Origin of the sequence: Streptomyces canus, from assembly GCF_030815415.1 — a bacterium.
Taxonomy (GTDB): domain Bacteria; phylum Actinomycetota; class Actinomycetes; order Streptomycetales; family Streptomycetaceae; genus Streptomyces; species Streptomyces canus_F.
Map to the genome: position 1 here is coordinate 5,275,255 of NZ_JAUSWW010000001.1, position 16,355 is coordinate 5,291,609.

Sequence of the window (16,355 nt, forward strand, 5' to 3'; positions counted from 1 at the left end):
CGAGCTCCCGTGAATTTCATGGCCGACGCCGGTTCGTACGCGCCTTACGGCCGGTGCCCCGTCATGCGTGCCGCCGACGCGATCGTCGCGCGGGCCTCGCGTTCGGTCAGGCCGGTGTTGAGGGCCGCGTCGACCAGGGGGTCGACGAGGGCGGGGCCGATGCCGTCCTCGTAGGCGCGGCAGGCCGCCCAGAACAGGCGGGTGTTGCGCTGTCCCTCGTGCGCGGCGAGGACGAACTGGACCAGACCCTGACCGTGGTCGCCCGCCGACGGGGGCGTGGGGTGGTGGGTGCGGAGCGGGGGCAGCAGGAGGCGCAGCAGGGCGGGCGGACAGGCGGCGGGGGACAGATGGGCCGTACCGGGGGCCGTCGCGTACATGCCATGGTCGGTGCGGGAGCCGGGGCCTACGAGGTAGCCGCCGGCGCCTCGGATGTCGATGCCGGGGGCCAGGCGGCCGGCCGAGTTGGGCACGACGACGTCGGGCGGGCCGCTCAACCAGAGGTGGCGGCCGCCGCTCGGGGTCAGGACGACGACCGTGGCGGGGATCGTGAACAGGTGGCGCAGGGCCAGCTCGCGCAGGGCCGCCGAGGAGTCCGTGTCCGACTTCGTGTCGAGGTCGATGCCGATCAGGTGGTGGGGCGGGAGGCCGCAGGCGATGCCGTAGCCCGTCGCCCAGGGGGCCGCGGAGAACAGTTCGCGGATGCGGTTCGGGTCGGTGGCGGCGTCGTAGACCCCGTGGCCGAAGCGGCCGCACTCGCCGTGGCAGGGCGGGGCCTCGGGGTCGTCGCGGTGCGGGGAGCGCAGGGCCGGGAGTTTCGAACGGGACAGGGGGATGACGGCCAGGCCGCGTTCGGCGGCTGACAGGGCGTGGGCGAGGGCCAGCGTCGTGGCCTGCCGGTCTGTGGTGGCCATGACTCTATTTTCGTACACCTGTTCGAGAAAGGGAAGCGTATTCCAGAGCGACTCGCCGAGCGGGGCGAGTTGGCCGGAAAAGCGCCGGAACGCTTCACCTCTTGCGGCACTTGGGACGGGTATGCCCGTATCGCCCCGACCTGATGCTCAAAGTCGTGAAAGGGGTTTATCGACTTGTCCTCACGCTTCAGGGGGAATGGTCGCTTCCGGACTGGTTTGCCAGGGATCCGGTGGGCGACTCTGATTTCGCGACGTCGTGATCGACTCCGAGGCGGTCGGCCAACTGCCCGGGAAGAAGCCTTACTTGACGTACTTCCGGCTATGAAGCCGGGTTCTGGAGGAAGGACATGGCAAGCATCCGTACCGCCCGCGTCATCGCCGCCGTCTCCGCCCTTCCGCTCGCCGCCGCGCTCTTCACCGGCGTCGCGACGGCGGACAACGGTGGCTTCGCGGACGACGGATCGAACGCGGGTGTCACGAGCATCGTCGGCAGCGGTGTCGGTGGCACCAACAACGGCAACTCGTCCACCACGCAGCAGAACGCGGTGGGCTCCGGTGCCTCGAACCAGAGCAACACCGCGCAGGTCAACGGCTCCGCGTTCACGGCCATCAATCAGGGCAACGACAACACGTCCATCAACTTCACCCCGCTGTGGTGGTGAGCTGAGGAGCCGCCGCCCAGGCGGTGGCCCCGGTCTCGGACCGGGCGTGCTTCATGGGGTGTGACGCGTCTGCGCGGCGGTGCTTCGGCATCGCCGCGCAGGTGTTTGTGCGTACGGCCGCGGATGCCGGGGGCGAGCCTGAGACTCCGGCCGGGAATGCCGACTCTGGCCGGACCTGCCGACTCCGGCCGGGGGCCTGACGACTCCGTCCGGGGGCCTGACGACTCCGTCCGGGCCGGTGAACATCCGCCTTGACAGCGCACGTCATCTGACGGACAGTCAGAAATCTTCGTCGGATTCGTGGGAACCCCGGCGGCGGCAGCGGTGTACCAGAAGTGTCGATACGAAACGGGCGGGACGAACGGGACCACGAGGACGAGGGGGAGGCCATGGCCGACGAACTGGAGCAGCGACTGAAGACGTACGAGGGCCGGCCCGCCGCCGTCTCCGGCGCCGGCAAGGACCCCGTCAACGCGCCCATGATCAGGCACTGGTGCGAGGCCATGGGCGACACCAATCCGGCCTACTCCGGCCCGGACGCCATCGCCCCGCCCACCATGCTCCAGGCATGGACGATGGGCGGCCTCTCCGGACATACGGACCGCTCGTCGGCCTACGACGAACTGCTCACCCTCCTCGACGAGGCGGGCTGCACCTCGGTCGTCGCCACCGACTGCGAGCAGGAGTACATCCGCCCCCTGCGCCCCGGCGACGAGATCACCTTCGACGCGGTGATCGAGTCGGTGTCGCCCCGCAAGACGACGAAGCTCGGCACGGGTCACTTCGTCACGACCCGTATGGACATCCGCGTCGGCCCCGACCTCGCCGGCACCCACCGCTTCCGCATCCTCAAATACGCCCCCGCGTCCGCGCGACAGCGGCAACCGGACCAGGCACCCCGCCGCCCCCGCCCCGTCATCAACCGCGACAACGCCGGTTTCTGGGAAGGCGTCCGCGAACACCGCCTCCTCATCCAGCGCTGCACCGCCTGCGGCACCCTGCGCCACCCCTGGCTGCCCGGCTGCAACACCTGCGGCCACCCGGAGTGGGACACCGTCGAGGCGAGCGGCACCGGCACGGTCCATTCGTACGTCGTCATGCACCACCCGCCCTTCCCGGCCTTCGACCCTCCGTACGCGGTCGGCCTGATAGAGCTCACGGAAGGCGTGCGCATGATCAGCAATGTGACCGGGGTGCCGTACGACAAGGTGCGGATCGGCATGCCCGTGAGGCTCGAATTCAGGGAGTACGACGAGGAGTTGGTGCTCCCGGTCTTCCGGGTCGAGGAAGGCCTGTACGGGAAGGGGTCGCATGAGGAGGGGTCCCATGCACGTCGGTGAGCAGCTCCCCTCGCTGGAGATCCCGGTCACCCGCACGCTGATCGTCGCCGGCGCCGTCGCCTCCCGCGACTACCAGGACGTCCACCACGACGCGGAGTCGGCCCGGCAGAAGGGCTCCCCCGACATCTTCATGAACATCCTGACGACCAACGGCCTCGTCGGCCGCTACATCACGGACCACTTCGGTCCCACGGCCGAGCTCCGCCGTGTCGCGATCCGTCTGGGCGCCCCCAACTACCCGGGAGACACCATGGTGTTGACGGGCACGGTCGAGGAGATCGAAGGCGACACCGCGACCGTCAGGGTGGTCGGGGAGAACGGCGTCGGCAGACATGTCACGGGCACGGTGACCGTCACCGTCCCGCCGGACGCGCCGCCGGTTGTGCCGCCGCAGACGCCCTCGGGGACGGCCCCAGGAGGTGCCCGATGAGCGTCCGCACCCGGGACACCCTCGGCGGACGGTCGGCGATCGTCGGCATCGGCGCCACCGAGTTCTCCAAGGACTCGGGCCGCAGTGAGCTGAAGCTCGCCGTGGAGGCGGTGCGGGCCGCGCTGGACGACGCGGGGCTGACGCCGTCCGACGTGGACGGGATGGTGACGTTCACGATGGACACCAACCCGGAGATCACCGTGGCCCAGGCCTGCGGGATGGGCGAACTGTCCTTCTTCTCCCGCGTCCACTACGGCGGCGGAGCGGCCTGTGCGACGGTCCAGCAGGCGGCGCTGGCGGTGGCGACGGGCGTGGCCGAGGTGGTGGTCTGCTACCGCGCCTTCAACGAGCGGTCGGGGCGTCGCTTCGGCTCGGGGGTGCAGCACCGGGAGCCCTCCGCGGAGGGGGTCGCGCTCGGCTGGTCCCTGCCGTTCGGGCTGCTCACCCCGGCGTCCTGGGTGGCGATGGCGGCCCAGCGTTATCTGCACACCTACGGTCTGACTCCGGAAGCCTTCGCGCAGGTGGCCGTCATCGCCCGCAGACACGCGGCGACCAACCCGGCTGCGTACTTCCACGACCGTCCGATCACCCTCGCCGACCATGCCGCCTCACGCTGGATCGTCGAGCCGCTCCGTCTGCTCGACTGCTGCCAGGAGACGGACGGCGCCCAGGCCCTCGTCGTCACGTCCCTGGAGCGGGCACGTGATCTGCCGAACGCCCCGGCGGTCGTGGCCGCGGCAGCCCAGGGAGCGGGCCGGGCCCAGGAGCAGATGACCAGCTTCTACCGCGACGACCTGACGGGCCTGCCGGAGATGGGGGTCGTGGCCCGCCAGTTGTGGCGCACCTCGGGGCTCACGCCGGCCGACATCGACGTGGGGATCCTGTACGACCACTTCACGCCGTTCGTGCTGATGCAGTTGGAGGAGTTCGGGTTCTGCGGTAAGGGGGAGGCGGCGGACTTCGTGGCCGGGGAGCGGTTGCCGTTGAACACACACGGAGGACAGCTGGGGGAGGCGTATCTGCACGGGATGAACGGGATCGCGGAGGGAGTGCGTCAGATACGGGGGACGGCGGTGAACCGGATATCCGGCGCGGGCCGGGTCCTGGTCACGGCGGGGACGGGGGTGCCCACCTCGGGGCTGGTGCTCTCCGGGGACGGCTGAGCCCTCGGAAGGCGGGCCCGTCTGCGAGGACGGGTGTACCTCTCAGGGGTCGTCCCGCAGTAGTCCCCACCCCCTCGTCCACCCTCAGGAGGTGGAGCCACCCCCACCCCTACAACCTGAGGCGGAGTCGTCTTCGGGACCTGCGGCCGATGAGCGGGAGGCCTCCTCGCTTCTAGCGTGGAGCCATGACCACACCCGTCTGCACCAGCGCATCGGACGTCGCGGTACCGGCGAGGCTGACCCGCCCGCACGCGACGTACCCCTCCTTCTCGTCGTATGTGAAGGCCCGCCAGCCGGTGCTGCTGCGTACCGCCCGGTCGCTGACCGCGAACCCGTGCGACGCGGAGGACCTGCTGCAGACCGCGCTCGCCAAGACCTATGTCGCCTGGGAGCGGATCGAGGACCACCGGGCGCTGGACGGCTATGTGCGTAGGGCGCTGCTCAACACGCGTACATCGCAGTGGCGCAAGCGCAAGGTGGACGAGTTCGCGACCGACGAGATCCCGGAGCCCGAGCTGACGCCCGGCGGGGGCGACCCGGCCGAGCAGCAGGCGCTGCACGACGCGATGTGGCGGGCGATCACGAAGCTGCCGGCCCGGCAGCGGGCGATGGTCGTCCTCAGGTACTACGAGGATCTGAGCGAGGTCCAGACGGCCGAGGTGCTCGGGGTGTCGGTGGGCACGGTGAAGTCGGCGGTGTCCCGGGCGCTCGGCAAGCTGCGGGAGGACCCGGAGCTGGGGATGGTCCGCTAGGGCGGCTGCCCTGTCGCGGGTGCGCGGCGCTGGAGCGGGCGACTGCCTCGCACGGTTCGGGCCTGGCCCCGCCAGGCAGGTGCCCCGGGCACGGCAAGCTGCTTCGACCGCGCCGACCTGGACTGCGGGGTCGGGTCCCCAATGGTCTGTGCCGACCCGGACTGCGAGCGGGTCCAATCGCTCTGAGTCGACCTGGACCGCGGGGCGTGTCACAACCGCTCAGAGCGGGCCCGGGCCGCGGGGGCGGTCACAGCCGTTCAGAGCCGGAAGCGCGTCTGTCCCTGAGCGAACTGGGGTGACGGGTGAACCTCAGCCCGTCGGCCACCACGGAACGGGTGCGGCAGCTGGAGGCGCAGGGCGTCATCACCAGGTACCAGGCGGTGGTGGACCTGGCGAGAGTCGGCTTTCCGGTGCTGGCCCTCGTCCGGCTGAAGCACCCGGGCAATCGTCACCAGCCGTTGCGTCAACTGTTCGCCGAGTGGCGGGAGATCCTCCTCCGGCCCCGAGGCCGGCAGTGCGGTCTCCCCGGTAGCCGCACAGCACTGTGAACGCAAGGTGACGTGATCGATCACCGCTGCCTAGTGACATACCGCGTGGTATGTGAGCAGAATCAGCCCCAGCCCTTTACCACCGCGTAGGCAATGTCGCCCCGGGAGGACGCCGTGCTGAGCACGATGCAGGACGTACCGCTGCTGATCTCGAGGATCCTGGCCCACGGGTCCACGATCCACGGCACATCGCAGGTGACCACCTGGACCGGTGAGGGCGAGCCGGACAGGCGTTCCTTCGCCGACGTCGGCGCCCGTGCGGCCCAGCTGGCGCACGCGCTGCGCGAGGACCTCGGCGTCGCGGACGACGAGCGGGTCGCGACCCTGATGTGGAACAACTCCGAGCACGTCGAGGCCTACTTCGCGATCCCGTCCATGGGCGCGGTCCTGCACACGCTGAACCTCCGGCTCCCGGCCGAGCAGCTGGCGTGGATCGTCAACCACGCGGCCGACCGGGTCGTGATCGCCAACGGTTCGCTGCTGCCGCTCCTCGTCCCGCTGCTGCCGCACCTCAAGACGGTCGAGCACGTGGTGGTGTCGGGCCCGGGCGACCGCTCCGGCCTCGCGGCCGCGGACGTCCAGGTGCACGAGTACGAGGACCTGATCGCCGGGAAGCCGACCGCGTACGACTGGCCCGAGCTGGACGAGCGTCAGGCCGCCGCGATGTGCTACACGTCCGGCACGACGGGCGACCCCAAGGGCGTGGTGTACAGCCACCGTTCGATCTATCTGCACTCCATGCAGGTCAACATGGCGCAGTCGATGGGCCTGACCGACCAGGACACCTCGCTGGTGGTGGTGCCGCAGTTCCACGTCAACGCCTGGGGTCTGCCGCACGCGACGTTCATGACCGGTGTGAACCTGCTGATGCCGGACCGCTTCCTGCAGCCCGCGCCGCTCGCCGAGATGATCGAGAGCGAGAAGCCGACCCACGCGGCCGCCGTCCCCACCATCTGGCAGGGCCTGCTCGCCGAACTGACCGCCAAGCCGCGGGACGTCTCCTCCCTCGGGCAGGTCACCATCGGCGGTTCCGCCTGTCCGCCCTCCCTCATGGAGGCCTTCGACAAGCTGGGCATGCGGGTCTGCCACGCCTGGGGGATGACCGAGACCTCCCCGCTCGGCACCATCGCCCGCCCGCCGGCCCATGTGGTGGGCACCGAGGAGGAGTTCGCCTACCGCCTCACCCAGGGCCGTTTCCCGACCAGCGTCGAGGCCCGCCTCACCGGTCCCGGCGGCGAGCGCCTGCCCTGGGACGGCGAGTCCGCGGGCGAGCTGGAGGTCCGCGGCCCCTGGATCGCCGGCGCCTACTACAACGGCCCGGGCGCCGAATCGCTGCGCCCCGCCGACAAGTTCAGCGAGGACGGCTGGCTGAAGACCGGCGACGTCGGCACCATCTCCGCCGACGGCTTCCTCACTCTCACCGACCGCGCCAAGGACGTCATCAAGTCCGGCGGCGAATGGATCTCCTCGGTGGAGCTGGAGAACGCCCTCATGTCCCACCCCGACGTCACCGAGGCGGCCGTCGTCGCCGTCCCCGACGACAAGTGGGGCGAGCGCCCGCTGGCCACGGTCGTCCTGCGCGAGGGCTCCACCGCCGACTTCGAGTCCCTGCGCACCTTCCTCGCCGAGGAAGGCCACATCGCCAAGTGGCAGCTCCCTGAGCGCTGGACGATCATCGAGTCGGTGCCGAAGACGAGCGTGGGTAAGTTCGACAAGAAGGTGCTCCGCAAGCAGTACGCCGAGGGCGCGCTCGACATCACCAAGCTCTGACACACGCTCGGACACACGAGATGCCGGGCAGGGAGTCGACATCCCTGCCCGGCATCGTCGTACGACCTCCGCGGTCGCCGTCGTAGTCGCTCCCGGACCCCGCCCCCTGGCTAGTTCGTCCCGATCCGTGCCAGCAGGTCCACGATCCGCGCCTGCACCTCACCGCTGGTGGACCGCTCCGCCAGGAACAGCACCGTCTCGCCGGACGCCAGCCGCGGCAGGTCCGCCTGGTCGACGGCGGCGGTGTAGACGACGAGCGGGGTGCGGTTGAGCTGCCCGTTCGCGCGGAGCCAGTCGACGATGCCGGCCTGGCGACGGTGCACCTGGTGCAGATCCATCACGACCAGGTTCGGCCGGAACTGCCCCGCCAGCGCCACCGCGTCCGCGTCGCTAGCGGCCCGCGCCACCTGCATTCCGCGCCGCTCCAGCGTCGCGGTCAGCGCCAGCGCGATCTCCGCGTGCTCCTCGATCAGCAGCACGCGCGGCGGATGCTGCTCGCTGTCGCGCGGGGCCAGGGCCTTCAGGAGTACGGCGGGGTCGGCGCCGTACGCCGCCTCGCGCGTCGCCTGCCCGAGCCCCGCGGTCACCATCACCGGCACCGAGGCGGCCACCGCGGCCTGCCGCAGCGACTGCAGCGCGGTCCGGGTGATCGGCCCGGTCAGCGGGTCCACGAACAGCGCGGCCGGGAACGCGGCGATCTGCGCGTCGACCTCCTCGCGCGAGTGCACGATGACGGGCCGGTAGCCGCTGTCGCTGAGCGCCTGCTGCGTGGTGACGTCCGGCGCGGGCCACACCAGCAGCCGGCGCGGGTTGTCCAGCGGCTCCGGGGGCAGTTCGTCGTCCATGGGCTGCGGCCGCGGAGTGTCCGCGATCTCGACGGCCCCACCCGGGCCGTCCAGCGGCTCGGGACCCTCGGCGGCGTTCTCGTCCGGTGCGCCTATGGCGTACGACCGTCCGGTGCCCTCGGTCATCTGCGCCAGCCGGGACTGCCCGGCCATCGAGGGCTGGGCCTGCGCGGGCGCCTGTCCAGCCATCGAGGGCTGGGGCTGCGCCGGGGTCTGCTCGGCTGTCGGATGCGGGCGACCGGCGGCCGGGTCGGGCGGTGTGCCGAGCTTGCGGCGACGGCCGGAACCGCCGGGCTGATGCGCCGCGGGCGTCGCCGTCGGCTGCTGCACATGGGCCGCCTGCCGGGTGAACGGCACGCCCTGCCCCAGCGTCCGCACGCTGATCGCCCGCCCCTGCGTCGAGTTCGGGTCGACGGGCGCCGCGGCCTCCGCGGGCAGCGGCTGCGCCGGGCGGGCCTGCGCGGCCGCCTCGGGGGGCAGCGTGGGTCCGGGGGCCGGGGTGCCGGCGGACGGCACGGGCTGCGGGGCGTTCGCCGGTACGGCGTTGTCGTCGGCGGGCCACGGCTGGGGAGCCGGGGTGCCCTGGGGCGCCTGGCCGGGAGCGGCTTCGGCGGGGAGCGGCTGACCGGTGAGGGTCTGTCCGGAGGGTGCGTGGGCGGGCAGCGCGGTCTGATCGGTGGCGTTCTGCGCGGGGACGGCGGCGGGCCGGGCGGCCTGGGCGGGGACCGGCTGAGCGGACTGCTGCCCGGCGGTCGTCTGCGGTGCCAGAACCCCCTGCTGCTGGGCCGGAACCCCCTGCGCGGGCGTCCCACCGGCCTCCGCGGGCGTACCCATGGCCCGTCGGCGCCGGCCCGTGGGCGCGGACGAGGGGTGCGGCTGCGGCGGGGTGTGGTCACCGGACTGGTCGTGTGGCACGGCATCGTGCCGACCGTCGTCGACGAGCCCGGCGGGGGGAGCGGCCTGCCCGGGGACATGAACGGCGATCTGAGCGCCCGGCACCTGCGCGGGTACGGCGGCCGCACCGGGCGCCTGCCCGGGAAGACCGGCCTGGACCGGAACCTGTGCGGGTACGGCGATCTGACCCGGCAACTGCCCGGGAACGGCGCCCTGGACGCCAGGTGTCTGCGGGGGCACGCCGCTCTGCGCCTGTCCCGGAACGTGTGCCGGCCCCGGAACCTGCGCCTGTCCGGCCGTGGCCGCCGGCTGTAGCGCGCCGCCCGGCCCGTCCGGGGTGTCCTCGGCCCGGTCCGCGTCCGCGGGCGGCAGGGCGAACACCGCGCGGGGCGCGGCTTCCTGCGCGGCGGCCCGCTCGTTCGCGGCGGCCAGGGCGCGGCGCCGACGTCCGGTCGGCTGGGTCCCGCCCTCCGCGGGCTCGGGGGACGCGACGGCGGGCAGCGCCGGCAGTGCGTGCTGCTCACCGGAGCCGGAGCCCGGGCCCGCTTCCTGCAGAGCACGGCGACCCTCCGCGGGCGCGGGCACACCCTGCGGCGGCACGGTCCCGCCCAGCCCACTCCCCACGGCCGCGGTCCCCGCGGCGTACTCGGCGGCCGTGACGACGGCACCCTCGGACACGCCCGCGTCGACCCCGTCGGCCACGTCCTCACCGGCACCCTCGGCCGGCTTGCCCCGCCGCCGACCGGTACCACCGGACCCGGACTCCACGCCGGAGGCCAGCGCGGGAAGGGCCGGAGCCTGCTCCGTACGCCTTCTGCGGCGCCCGGTGGGCGTGCCCTCGGCCCCGTCGGAGTCGGCGTCCGCGCCGACGCCGGAAGCCTCCGGCGCATCGCTCTCCAGGAACGCGTCGACGGACGACCGCCGCGCCCGGCGCCGCCCGCCGCCATCGGTTCCGGCAGGCGGCTCGATCGCGGCCGGACCGGCGGCCGCGACGGCCCCCGCCCCACCGCCGATGGGCACTTCGAGGACGTAGGCGCTCCCGCTCATGCCCGGCACGTCATGCGTCTGCAGCACACCACCGTGGGCGCGCACGATCCCGCGCACGATCGGCTCGTGCACCGGGTCTCCCCCGGCGTACGGCCCGCGCACCTCGATGCGTACGACCTCGCCGCGCTGTGCCGCCGCCACGACGACGGTGTTGTCCATGTAACCGCCCGCCGACACGGGCGCGTTGCCGGTCGCGTCGACGCCGGCGACGTCCGCGACGAGGTGGGCGAGGGCCCGGGCGAGGAGCTGCGGGTCGACCTCGGCCTCGATGGGCGGGGCATGCACGGCGAACTGCACGCGCCCCGGCCCGATGAGTTCCACGGCCCCGTCGACGCCCGCCGCGACGACGGCGTCGAGCATCACTTTCGTCCGTGTGATGCCGTCGGTGCCGGTGTCGAGGCGCTGGTAGGCGAGGACGTTGTCGATGAGCTGGGTGATCCGCGAGTACCCGGCGGACAGATGGTGCAGCACCTGGTTGGCCTCGGGCCACAGCTGTCCGGCGTCGTCCGCGGCCAGCGCCGCCAGCTCGCGGCGCAGTTCGTCGAGGGGCCCGCGCAGGGAGGCCCCGAGCAGGGTGAGGAGCTGCTCGTGGCGTCCGGCGAGCGCCTCGTACCGGTCCTTCGCCCGCTCCCCGAGGGAGGCGTACCGTTCCTCGCCCGCGGCGAGTTCCTCCTCGTGCTGCTCCTGGAGCTCCTCGATCTCGGTGATGTGCTTCTGGCGCAGCGCGGTCAGCTCGGAGGCGTGCTCCTCGGCGAGCCGCTCCAGCTCCTGCGCGTGCCGCTGCTCGGCGGCGTCCTTCTCCTCGGCGAGCTGGTCGTAGGGCCGCCGGTCGGTGAAGGTCATGACGGCGCCGACGAGCTGGTCACCGTCCCGTACCGGCGCGGTCGTCAGGTCGACGGAGACCTTGTCGCCCTTCTTCGACCACACCACCTGCCCGCGCACCCGGTGCTTGCGCCCGGAGCGCAGGGTGTCGGCGAGCGGGGACTCCTCGTACGGGAACGGGGTGCCGTCCGCGCGGGAGTGCAGCATGAGTTCGTGCAGCTCGCGGCCGCCGAGGTCGCTGGCCCGGTAGCCCAGTATCTGGGCGGCAGCCGGGTTGACGAGCACGATCCGCCCGTCGGTGTCGGTACCGACGACCCCCTCGGACGCGGCCCGCAGGATCATCTCGGTCTGCCGCTGCGAACGCGCGAGCTCGGCCTCGGTGTCGACGGTCCCGGTGAGGTCCCGTACGACGAGCATCAGCAGCTCGTCGCCGCCGTAGCCGTAGTTGTCGTAGGCCTGCTGGCCGTTCTCGAGGTTGGCGCTGGTCACCTCGACCGGGAACTCGGCCCCGTCGGTGCGGCGCGCGATCATCCGCGTCGGCTTGGTCTGCTCCCGCGGATCCATGTGGTCCGGCCGCCGCATCGACCCCGGAATCAGCTTGGAGTCGAACTCGGGCAGCAGATCGAGCAGCCCGCGCCCGACCAGAGCCGTACCCGGCGCCTCGAAGGCCTCGAGGGCGATGGTGTTGGCGTTCACGACGGTCCCGTTGGCGTTGACCAGGACCAACGCGTCGGGCAGTGCGTCGAGTATGGCTGCGAGGCGAGCAGCGCCTCGGGATGGCCTGCTGCTCACGAGACGCTTCCTCCCTGTTACTGCACCTTGCCGACCGTTCGGGCCATCTTGCCAACCGGCCCGCGGCGTGTCACGCGAGGGAGTCTAAGGGCACCGGTTGTGCCGGGGGCGCCGGATGAGAGGGAGGTCGCACGACGAAGTGACGTAGAACGTGTGACCGCACGCGCGACCACCTGCTTCTCCTCCGCGAGACCTCCGTGGGACTTTCGCAGGACTTTTCCGGACGCCCTGTTTCCGCCATGAAATGCCTGTGCGAGGTACTGCCTGCCTACCGGCCCATGTCGGGCAGTACGGGAACGAGCCGGTCCCAGCGTCCGATCTGGCAGCCGTCGCTCCGGTCGTACCGCGCGTCGACGGGCCGCCCGGCCCAGGTCCCGGTCACATGAGCGGTGGCCGGCCCGCCGTACTGCATGGTGCACAGGCTCCGCTCCGGTACGGGGGCGAAGGCGTCCTTGCCCCAGCGCGCACCCCGGTCGAGCGCGGCACACGCGCTGCCGGCGTCGGGGTGGGTGCCGCCGCCGGGATGGCAGTACAGCTCGAAGGTCCCGTCCCTGCCACCGCCCGCGTTCCGCACGGTGACGGTGAGGTGGTCGCCGACACGGTCGTCGTCGCGGGCGGGCGGGGGCATGAGGGTATGGGCGGAGGCGGGTACGGCGGTGACGGAACCGGCGGCGACGAGAGTGGAGGCGCCGAGGACGAGGAGCCGGGCGAGCCGGGCGGACTGGAGCATGACCTGACTAACGCGCCCCCCGCCGACCGGTTGCGCCACGCCTGCCGCACCGTCGGCAGGGCTTTGCCCTGCGGCCCGCCTGCCTAGTACCGTGGGAGGCGATTGGTGACACCACGCTCGACTGTGTCATCATCTGCACGCACCACTCGCGCTCGCGCGGGCGGCTGTGCTGGAGGCGTCGCCTAGTCCGGTCTATGGCGCCGCACTGCTAATGCGGTTTGGGACTTAAATCCCATCGAGGGTTCAAATCCCTCCGCCTCCGCGCTTGATCACGAAGCCCCGGTCTTTCGGCCGGGGCTTCGTCGTTGCCGCCAAGGCCTTCTCGGGTCGTTTCCGCAGCTCACAACGGGTACGGCAAACGGATTTCACATGGCGGCGGCAGTCATGTAATGTTCTTCCTGTCGCCGCGAGCGGCCCGGAAGGGCAAGGAACGGCGGGAAAACAAAACAAGCACTCGTAGCTTAACGGATAGAGCATCTGACTACGGATCAGAAGGTTGCAGGTTCGAATCCTGCCGAGTGCACACAGGTCAAAGGCCCCGGAGAGATCCGGGGCCTTCGGCGTTTCAGGGGCGTACAGCAGCGAAGTACAGCAGCAGGCTTCGACTAGTCGATGCCTGTCCCGCCCATAGCGTCCGACAGCTTGCCGATGGCGGCGCGCACCTCCTCCTCGCTCGCTTCGGCGTAGACCTCCATCGTCATCGCGATCTGCGAGTGCCGGAGGATGCGCTGAGCGACCTTCGGGTGCACCTTCAGTGCGACCAGGAGCGAGCTGCACGTGTGCCGCGTGTTCCGGAGCGGGATGACCCGGAGCCCGGCACGACGAGCCCGAAGGGCGAACATGCGCGTCATGTTGCCCGGTTCGATCGGGGTGCCGTACTTCGTGGTGAAGACCAGATCATGACTGCCCTGCCACAGCTCCCCAGCGGCTTTCCGGTCGCCGATCTGCTGAGCCCGGCGCATCCGGAGCGCCTTGAGGCAAAGTGCCGGCAGGGGAAGGAAGTCGTCGGACTCCTCGGTCTTGGTCTCGCGGTGCAGGATCTGCCGTCCGGCGCGCTGGATCTGGTGGTCGACGTACAGCTCCCCGCGCTCGAAGTCGACGGACTTCCACGTCAGGCCCAGCACCTCACCGCGACGCAGTCCGAGGCAGAGCACCACGACCCAGGCCGCGAAGAGGTGGTCATCCCGGGCGGCGGCATCGGTGAGGAACTGCCCGGCCTCAGCGACGGACCACGGCTTGATCCGGCGACGTCGAGGCTTGGGCACCTTCACCAGGGAGGCGACGTTCTTGCTGATCTCCTCCTCGGTCACCGCGTGGGTCAGGGCAGCCCGCAGAGCATCCCGCGCGGCTTGGATCACGCGGCGGGACGGGTACGACTCGCAGCACTCCCCGACCGCGCAGCACTTCCGGCGAGCGGGCGCCCGCTTCTTGTCCTTGCCCTGAGCGCAGCACTGGCAGACGGTCGCCAGCTTGGTCAACCACTCGCGGACGTCCCGGACCGTGAGCCGGTCGAGTCGCTTCCCGCCGAGGTAGGGAGCGATGTAGAGGCGGACGGAGCCCTCGTAGGAGACGTACGTCAGGGGAGCCAGGTTGGGCTTGACGATCGAGTCGAGCCAGTACGCGAGGAACGCGTCCAACGTCCGGTGCCGGGTCGCGACCGGTCCCTTCTTCGCCTCCGCGTGGAGGTTGAGCCACTTCTCGTGGACCTCTTCGCGACTCTTGCCGTAGGCGTACTTCCGCGCCCGGGTGCCGTCCGGCTTGGTGACCCAGACGTAGGCCGCAAAGCCGTTCTTGTACGGATAGATCGAGCCTTCACCGTTGCCACGCTTGCCGCTCATGCAGAGCACCCCTGTTCGGCTTCCTGCGCGAGGCGTTCGACGTACTCGTCCACGTAGCGGGGGAGGATGCGCCGGTTGCGGCCGTCCTTAATAGAGCGGATCTTGCCGGTGAGGATCAGCATCTTGGTCTTGGAGAGGCTGTAGCCGAGCATGTCAGCGACCTCGGGTGTGGTGTGCCACTTCCTTTCGATCACCGTGGTGGTCATGCTGCGGCTCCTTCCAAGGCGAGTCGGGTGGGTAGTTCCTGGCGGGCGGTGTCGCGGTTGAGTTGGAGGCCGCGGTGGATGGTGGCGGCGAGGGCGGATTCGCCGGGGGTGTGGCCGTGTCCGGTGTATTGCCAGTCGGCCAGCACGAGGACGGTGTCCGGCTCGATGTCGTCGAGGCCGCGTGCTTGGCGGTCTTGGGCGGCGCGGTAGTCGGCGCGGGTCTGGCGGAGGGCGCCGAGGGTGGTGGAGTAGCGGCGGGACTTGGAGCTGAAGTGGCCGCGGAAGCCGAGCATGTGGGCCCAGTCGCGTAGCTTGCGGTCGGGGTAGAGCGCGTGCAGGTCCAGGCACGCGGCGATCAGGCGTCGGGGGTGGTCGGGGATGTCGAGGAGTTCCAGGGCTTCTTTGTTGCCGATCCGGCGGTCAACGGTGTCGGTGCTCTCGGCGGCTTTGGTGGCGTACTTGGCGACGTAGGAGGCGACGGCCCGTTCGGTCAGCTCTGAGCCGTCCCCGAAGGCTTTGACGGGGCGGATGTCGAGCTGTCGGCCCCAGCGGAAGGTGCGGGCGGGCTGGTCACCGGAGGCGGGCACACTGACGCTGGTGTAGGAGTGCCGGACGGCGGCGCGGATCGCGTCGGTGAGCAGATCAGTAGTGGCCCAAGAGGGCGGCGGAGAGTCGGGCCCGTCTGGTCCGTCGAGGCGGATCACGGCGTGGAAGTGGACGGCGCCCCGCTTCTGGAACTCGGCCACCTTGCCGTAGGAGATGCGGCAGACGTCGGCGAGTTCGCGTTGGGTCAGTCCGGCCCGGGCGGCGATCTCGCGGCGCAGCCGGTTGGTGAAGCGCATCCACAATCCACCGGCATGGTTGTTGAAGAGCACGGCGCCCGCGTAGTCGTAGCTGTCCGGGTCGAGGGCGGAGCCGAGGGCCGGATCGTCAGCAGCGTGTCGAGTCCCGCAACGGCAGACGCCGCGGTCGGGCCGGTTGTGGACCGGGCCGAAGGACGGCGCGGTGAGGGTGGCGAAGACCCGGGGGTGATCGCGGACGGTGGCGGGGATGTCCCGGCGGTCATCTCCGGCTAGGCCCGCGCGGATGAGGTGGTAGGTGTCTCCGGCGTAGGTCCAGGCGCAGGCCGGGCAGCGCGAGGCACGCCGGTTGCCGCACGCGATCCGCAGCCGACCGCCGGGTTCATGTTCGGTGCTGTAGCGGTGCAGGACCTCACCGCTGGTCTTGTCCTTGTGCAGGACCCATCCGGTCAGGTGGATCGGGTCCGCGCAGCCTCCGGTCCGCTTGATCTGCTCTTGCCAGCGCTCGAAGCCCGGTTGCCCGGCCACCCGCAGTGTGTCGGCGAGGGTGGCCGGGTCCAGGCCCGCGAGGGTCGCGGTGTCGTTCATGCGCGGCCCCCGGCGAACTGGACGGCACGAGTAGGGATGGTGCCGTGGCCGTGGCAGGCCGGGCAGTCAACGGTGATCGTGGGCAGGTGGCCGTGGTGGTCACGGCCGAGGCCGGAGGTGACGGCGGCGGAGGCGAAGCCGTGGCAGTTCGGGCAGACCCGTGTGAGGGACTGCGGGGCCGGGTTGGGGCCGGTCATGATGGGACTTCCTTCCGGTT

General features: G+C 71.3%; 13 protein-coding genes, 2 tRNA genes and 1 pseudogene. 9 read left to right on the plus strand and 7 right to left on the minus strand.

Translation table 11 applies throughout. The features are described from left to right. Positions 1-44: 44 nt before the first annotated feature. A complete protein-coding gene (locus QF037_RS24430) occupies positions 45-911 on the minus strand; it encodes a bifunctional DNA primase/polymerase (protein WP_307028639.1) in 867 nt (288 codons plus the stop codon). Between the two features lie 347 nt (positions 912-1,258). Between QF037_RS24430 and QF037_RS24435 the strand changes: the two genes are divergently transcribed. The 7 genes and pseudogenes from QF037_RS24435 (at position 1,259) to QF037_RS24465 (ending at position 7,576) form a co-directional block, all read left to right on the plus strand. Then, entirely contained in the window at positions 1,259-1,573 is a 315-nt protein-coding gene (locus QF037_RS24435; RefSeq protein ID WP_307028640.1) for a hypothetical protein, read from the plus strand. Between the two features lie 389 nt (positions 1,574-1,962). Beyond that, positions 1,963-2,913: a bifunctional MaoC family dehydratase N-terminal/OB-fold nucleic acid binding domain-containing protein gene (locus QF037_RS24440; RefSeq protein WP_307037347.1), complete on the plus strand. Its 951-nt coding sequence runs from the start codon at positions 1,963-1,965 to the stop codon at positions 2,911-2,913. Then, complete coding sequence (locus QF037_RS24445; RefSeq protein ID WP_307028642.1) at positions 2,900-3,343, plus strand: MaoC/PaaZ C-terminal domain-containing protein; 444 nt, start codon at positions 2,900-2,902, stop codon at positions 3,341-3,343. Before QF037_RS24440 ends, QF037_RS24445 begins: the two co-directional genes overlap by 14 nt. Further along, complete coding sequence (locus QF037_RS24450; protein WP_307028644.1) at positions 3,340-4,506, plus strand: lipid-transfer protein; 1,167 nt, start codon at positions 3,340-3,342, stop codon at positions 4,504-4,506. Before QF037_RS24445 ends, QF037_RS24450 begins: the two co-directional genes overlap by 4 nt. A 185-nt stretch (positions 4,507-4,691) precedes the next feature. Further along, on the plus strand, positions 4,692-5,258 hold the full coding sequence (locus tag QF037_RS24455) for a SigE family RNA polymerase sigma factor (RefSeq protein ID WP_307028646.1): 567 nt from the start codon (positions 4,692-4,694) through the stop codon (positions 5,256-5,258). A gap of 206 nt (positions 5,259-5,464) precedes the next feature. After that, positions 5,465-5,776 (plus strand): annotated as a pseudogene (locus tag QF037_RS24460) (Lrp/AsnC family transcriptional regulator); the annotation flags it as partial. Positions 5,777-5,899: 123 nt separating this feature from the next. Continuing rightward, positions 5,900-7,576 (plus strand): long-chain fatty acid--CoA ligase, encoded by a 1,677-nt coding sequence (locus QF037_RS24465; RefSeq protein WP_307028648.1) that lies wholly within the window; start codon positions 5,900-5,902, stop codon positions 7,574-7,576. A 110-nt stretch (positions 7,577-7,686) separates the two neighbouring features. Here the strand turns inward: QF037_RS24465 and QF037_RS24470 are convergent, their stop codons facing one another. Both QF037_RS24470 and QF037_RS24475 read right to left on the minus strand, forming a co-directional pair. Then, positions 7,687-11,976 carry a PAS domain-containing protein gene (locus QF037_RS24470; protein WP_307028650.1) on the minus strand — a complete coding sequence of 1,430 codons (4,290 nt, stop codon included), beginning with the start codon at positions 11,974-11,976 and terminating at the stop codon, positions 7,687-7,689. Between the two features lie 268 nt (positions 11,977-12,244). Then, positions 12,245-12,706, minus strand: coding sequence for an SSI family serine proteinase inhibitor (locus tag QF037_RS24475; protein ID WP_307028652.1), 462 nt, complete (start codon positions 12,704-12,706; stop codon positions 12,245-12,247). Positions 12,707-12,877: 171 nt separating this feature from the next. Between QF037_RS24475 and QF037_RS24480 the strand changes: the two genes are divergently transcribed. Continuing rightward, positions 12,878-12,968, plus strand: a tRNA-Ser gene (locus tag QF037_RS24480). A gap of 188 nt (positions 12,969-13,156) precedes the next feature. Continuing rightward, positions 13,157-13,229 (plus strand) — tRNA-Arg (locus QF037_RS24485). 82 nt (positions 13,230-13,311) lie between these two features. Here QF037_RS24485 and QF037_RS24490 read toward each other — a convergent pair. The 4 genes from QF037_RS24490 to QF037_RS24505 are packed head-to-tail and all read right to left on the minus strand — an operon-like array spanning position 13,312 to position 16,335. Next, the gene (locus tag QF037_RS24490; RefSeq protein ID WP_373463813.1) at positions 13,312-14,544 is read right to left on the minus strand and encodes a site-specific integrase; all 1,233 of its coding nucleotides are present in this window, start codon (positions 14,542-14,544) and stop codon (positions 13,312-13,314) included. Beyond that, complete coding sequence (locus QF037_RS24495; protein WP_307028655.1) at positions 14,541-14,750, minus strand: helix-turn-helix domain-containing protein; 210 nt, start codon at positions 14,748-14,750, stop codon at positions 14,541-14,543. Before QF037_RS24495 ends, QF037_RS24490 begins: the two co-directional genes overlap by 4 nt. Next, positions 14,747-16,138, minus strand: a complete 1,392-nt coding sequence (gene repSA / locus QF037_RS24500) for a replication initiator protein RepSA (RefSeq protein WP_307028657.1) — start codon at positions 16,136-16,138, stop codon at positions 14,747-14,749. The genes QF037_RS24495 and repSA overlap by 4 nt, the downstream gene beginning before the upstream one ends. Continuing rightward, the gene (locus QF037_RS24505; protein WP_307028659.1) at positions 16,135-16,335 is read right to left on the minus strand and encodes a hypothetical protein; all 201 of its coding nucleotides are present in this window, start codon (positions 16,333-16,335) and stop codon (positions 16,135-16,137) included. The genes repSA and QF037_RS24505 overlap by 4 nt, the downstream gene beginning before the upstream one ends. Positions 16,336-16,355: the final 20 nt, after the last annotated feature.

What these genes read in the sequence shown, in the direction of transcription:
- QF037_RS24430 (WP_307028639.1), bottom strand. Translation starts at nt 911, where the DNA reads ATGGCCACCACAGACCGGCAGGCCACGACGCTGGCCCTCGCCCACGCC.
- QF037_RS24435 (WP_307028640.1), top strand. Translation starts at nt 1,259, where the DNA reads ATGGCAAGCATCCGTACCGCCCGCGTCATCGCCGCCGTCTCCGCCCTT.
- QF037_RS24440 (WP_307037347.1), top strand. Translation starts at nt 1,963, where the DNA reads ATGGCCGACGAACTGGAGCAGCGACTGAAGACGTACGAGGGCCGGCCC.
- QF037_RS24445 (WP_307028642.1), top strand. Translation starts at nt 2,900, where the DNA reads ATGCACGTCGGTGAGCAGCTCCCCTCGCTGGAGATCCCGGTCACCCGC.
- QF037_RS24450 (WP_307028644.1), top strand. Translation starts at nt 3,340, where the DNA reads ATGAGCGTCCGCACCCGGGACACCCTCGGCGGACGGTCGGCGATCGTC.
- QF037_RS24455 (WP_307028646.1), top strand. Translation starts at nt 4,692, where the DNA reads ATGACCACACCCGTCTGCACCAGCGCATCGGACGTCGCGGTACCGGCG.
- QF037_RS24465 (WP_307028648.1), top strand. Translation starts at nt 5,900, where the DNA reads ATGTCGCCCCGGGAGGACGCCGTGCTGAGCACGATGCAGGACGTACCG.
- QF037_RS24475 (WP_307028652.1), bottom strand. Translation starts at nt 12,706, where the DNA reads ATGCTCCAGTCCGCCCGGCTCGCCCGGCTCCTCGTCCTCGGCGCCTCC.
- QF037_RS24490 (WP_373463813.1), bottom strand. Translation starts at nt 14,544, where the DNA reads ATGAGCGGCAAGCGTGGCAACGGTGAAGGCTCGATCTATCCGTACAAG.
- QF037_RS24495 (WP_307028655.1), bottom strand. Translation starts at nt 14,750, where the DNA reads ATGACCACCACGGTGATCGAAAGGAAGTGGCACACCACACCCGAGGTC.
- repSA (WP_307028657.1), bottom strand. Translation starts at nt 16,138, where the DNA reads ATGAACGACACCGCGACCCTCGCGGGCCTGGACCCGGCCACCCTCGCC.
- QF037_RS24505 (WP_307028659.1), bottom strand. Translation starts at nt 16,335, where the DNA reads ATGACCGGCCCCAACCCGGCCCCGCAGTCCCTCACACGGGTCTGCCCG.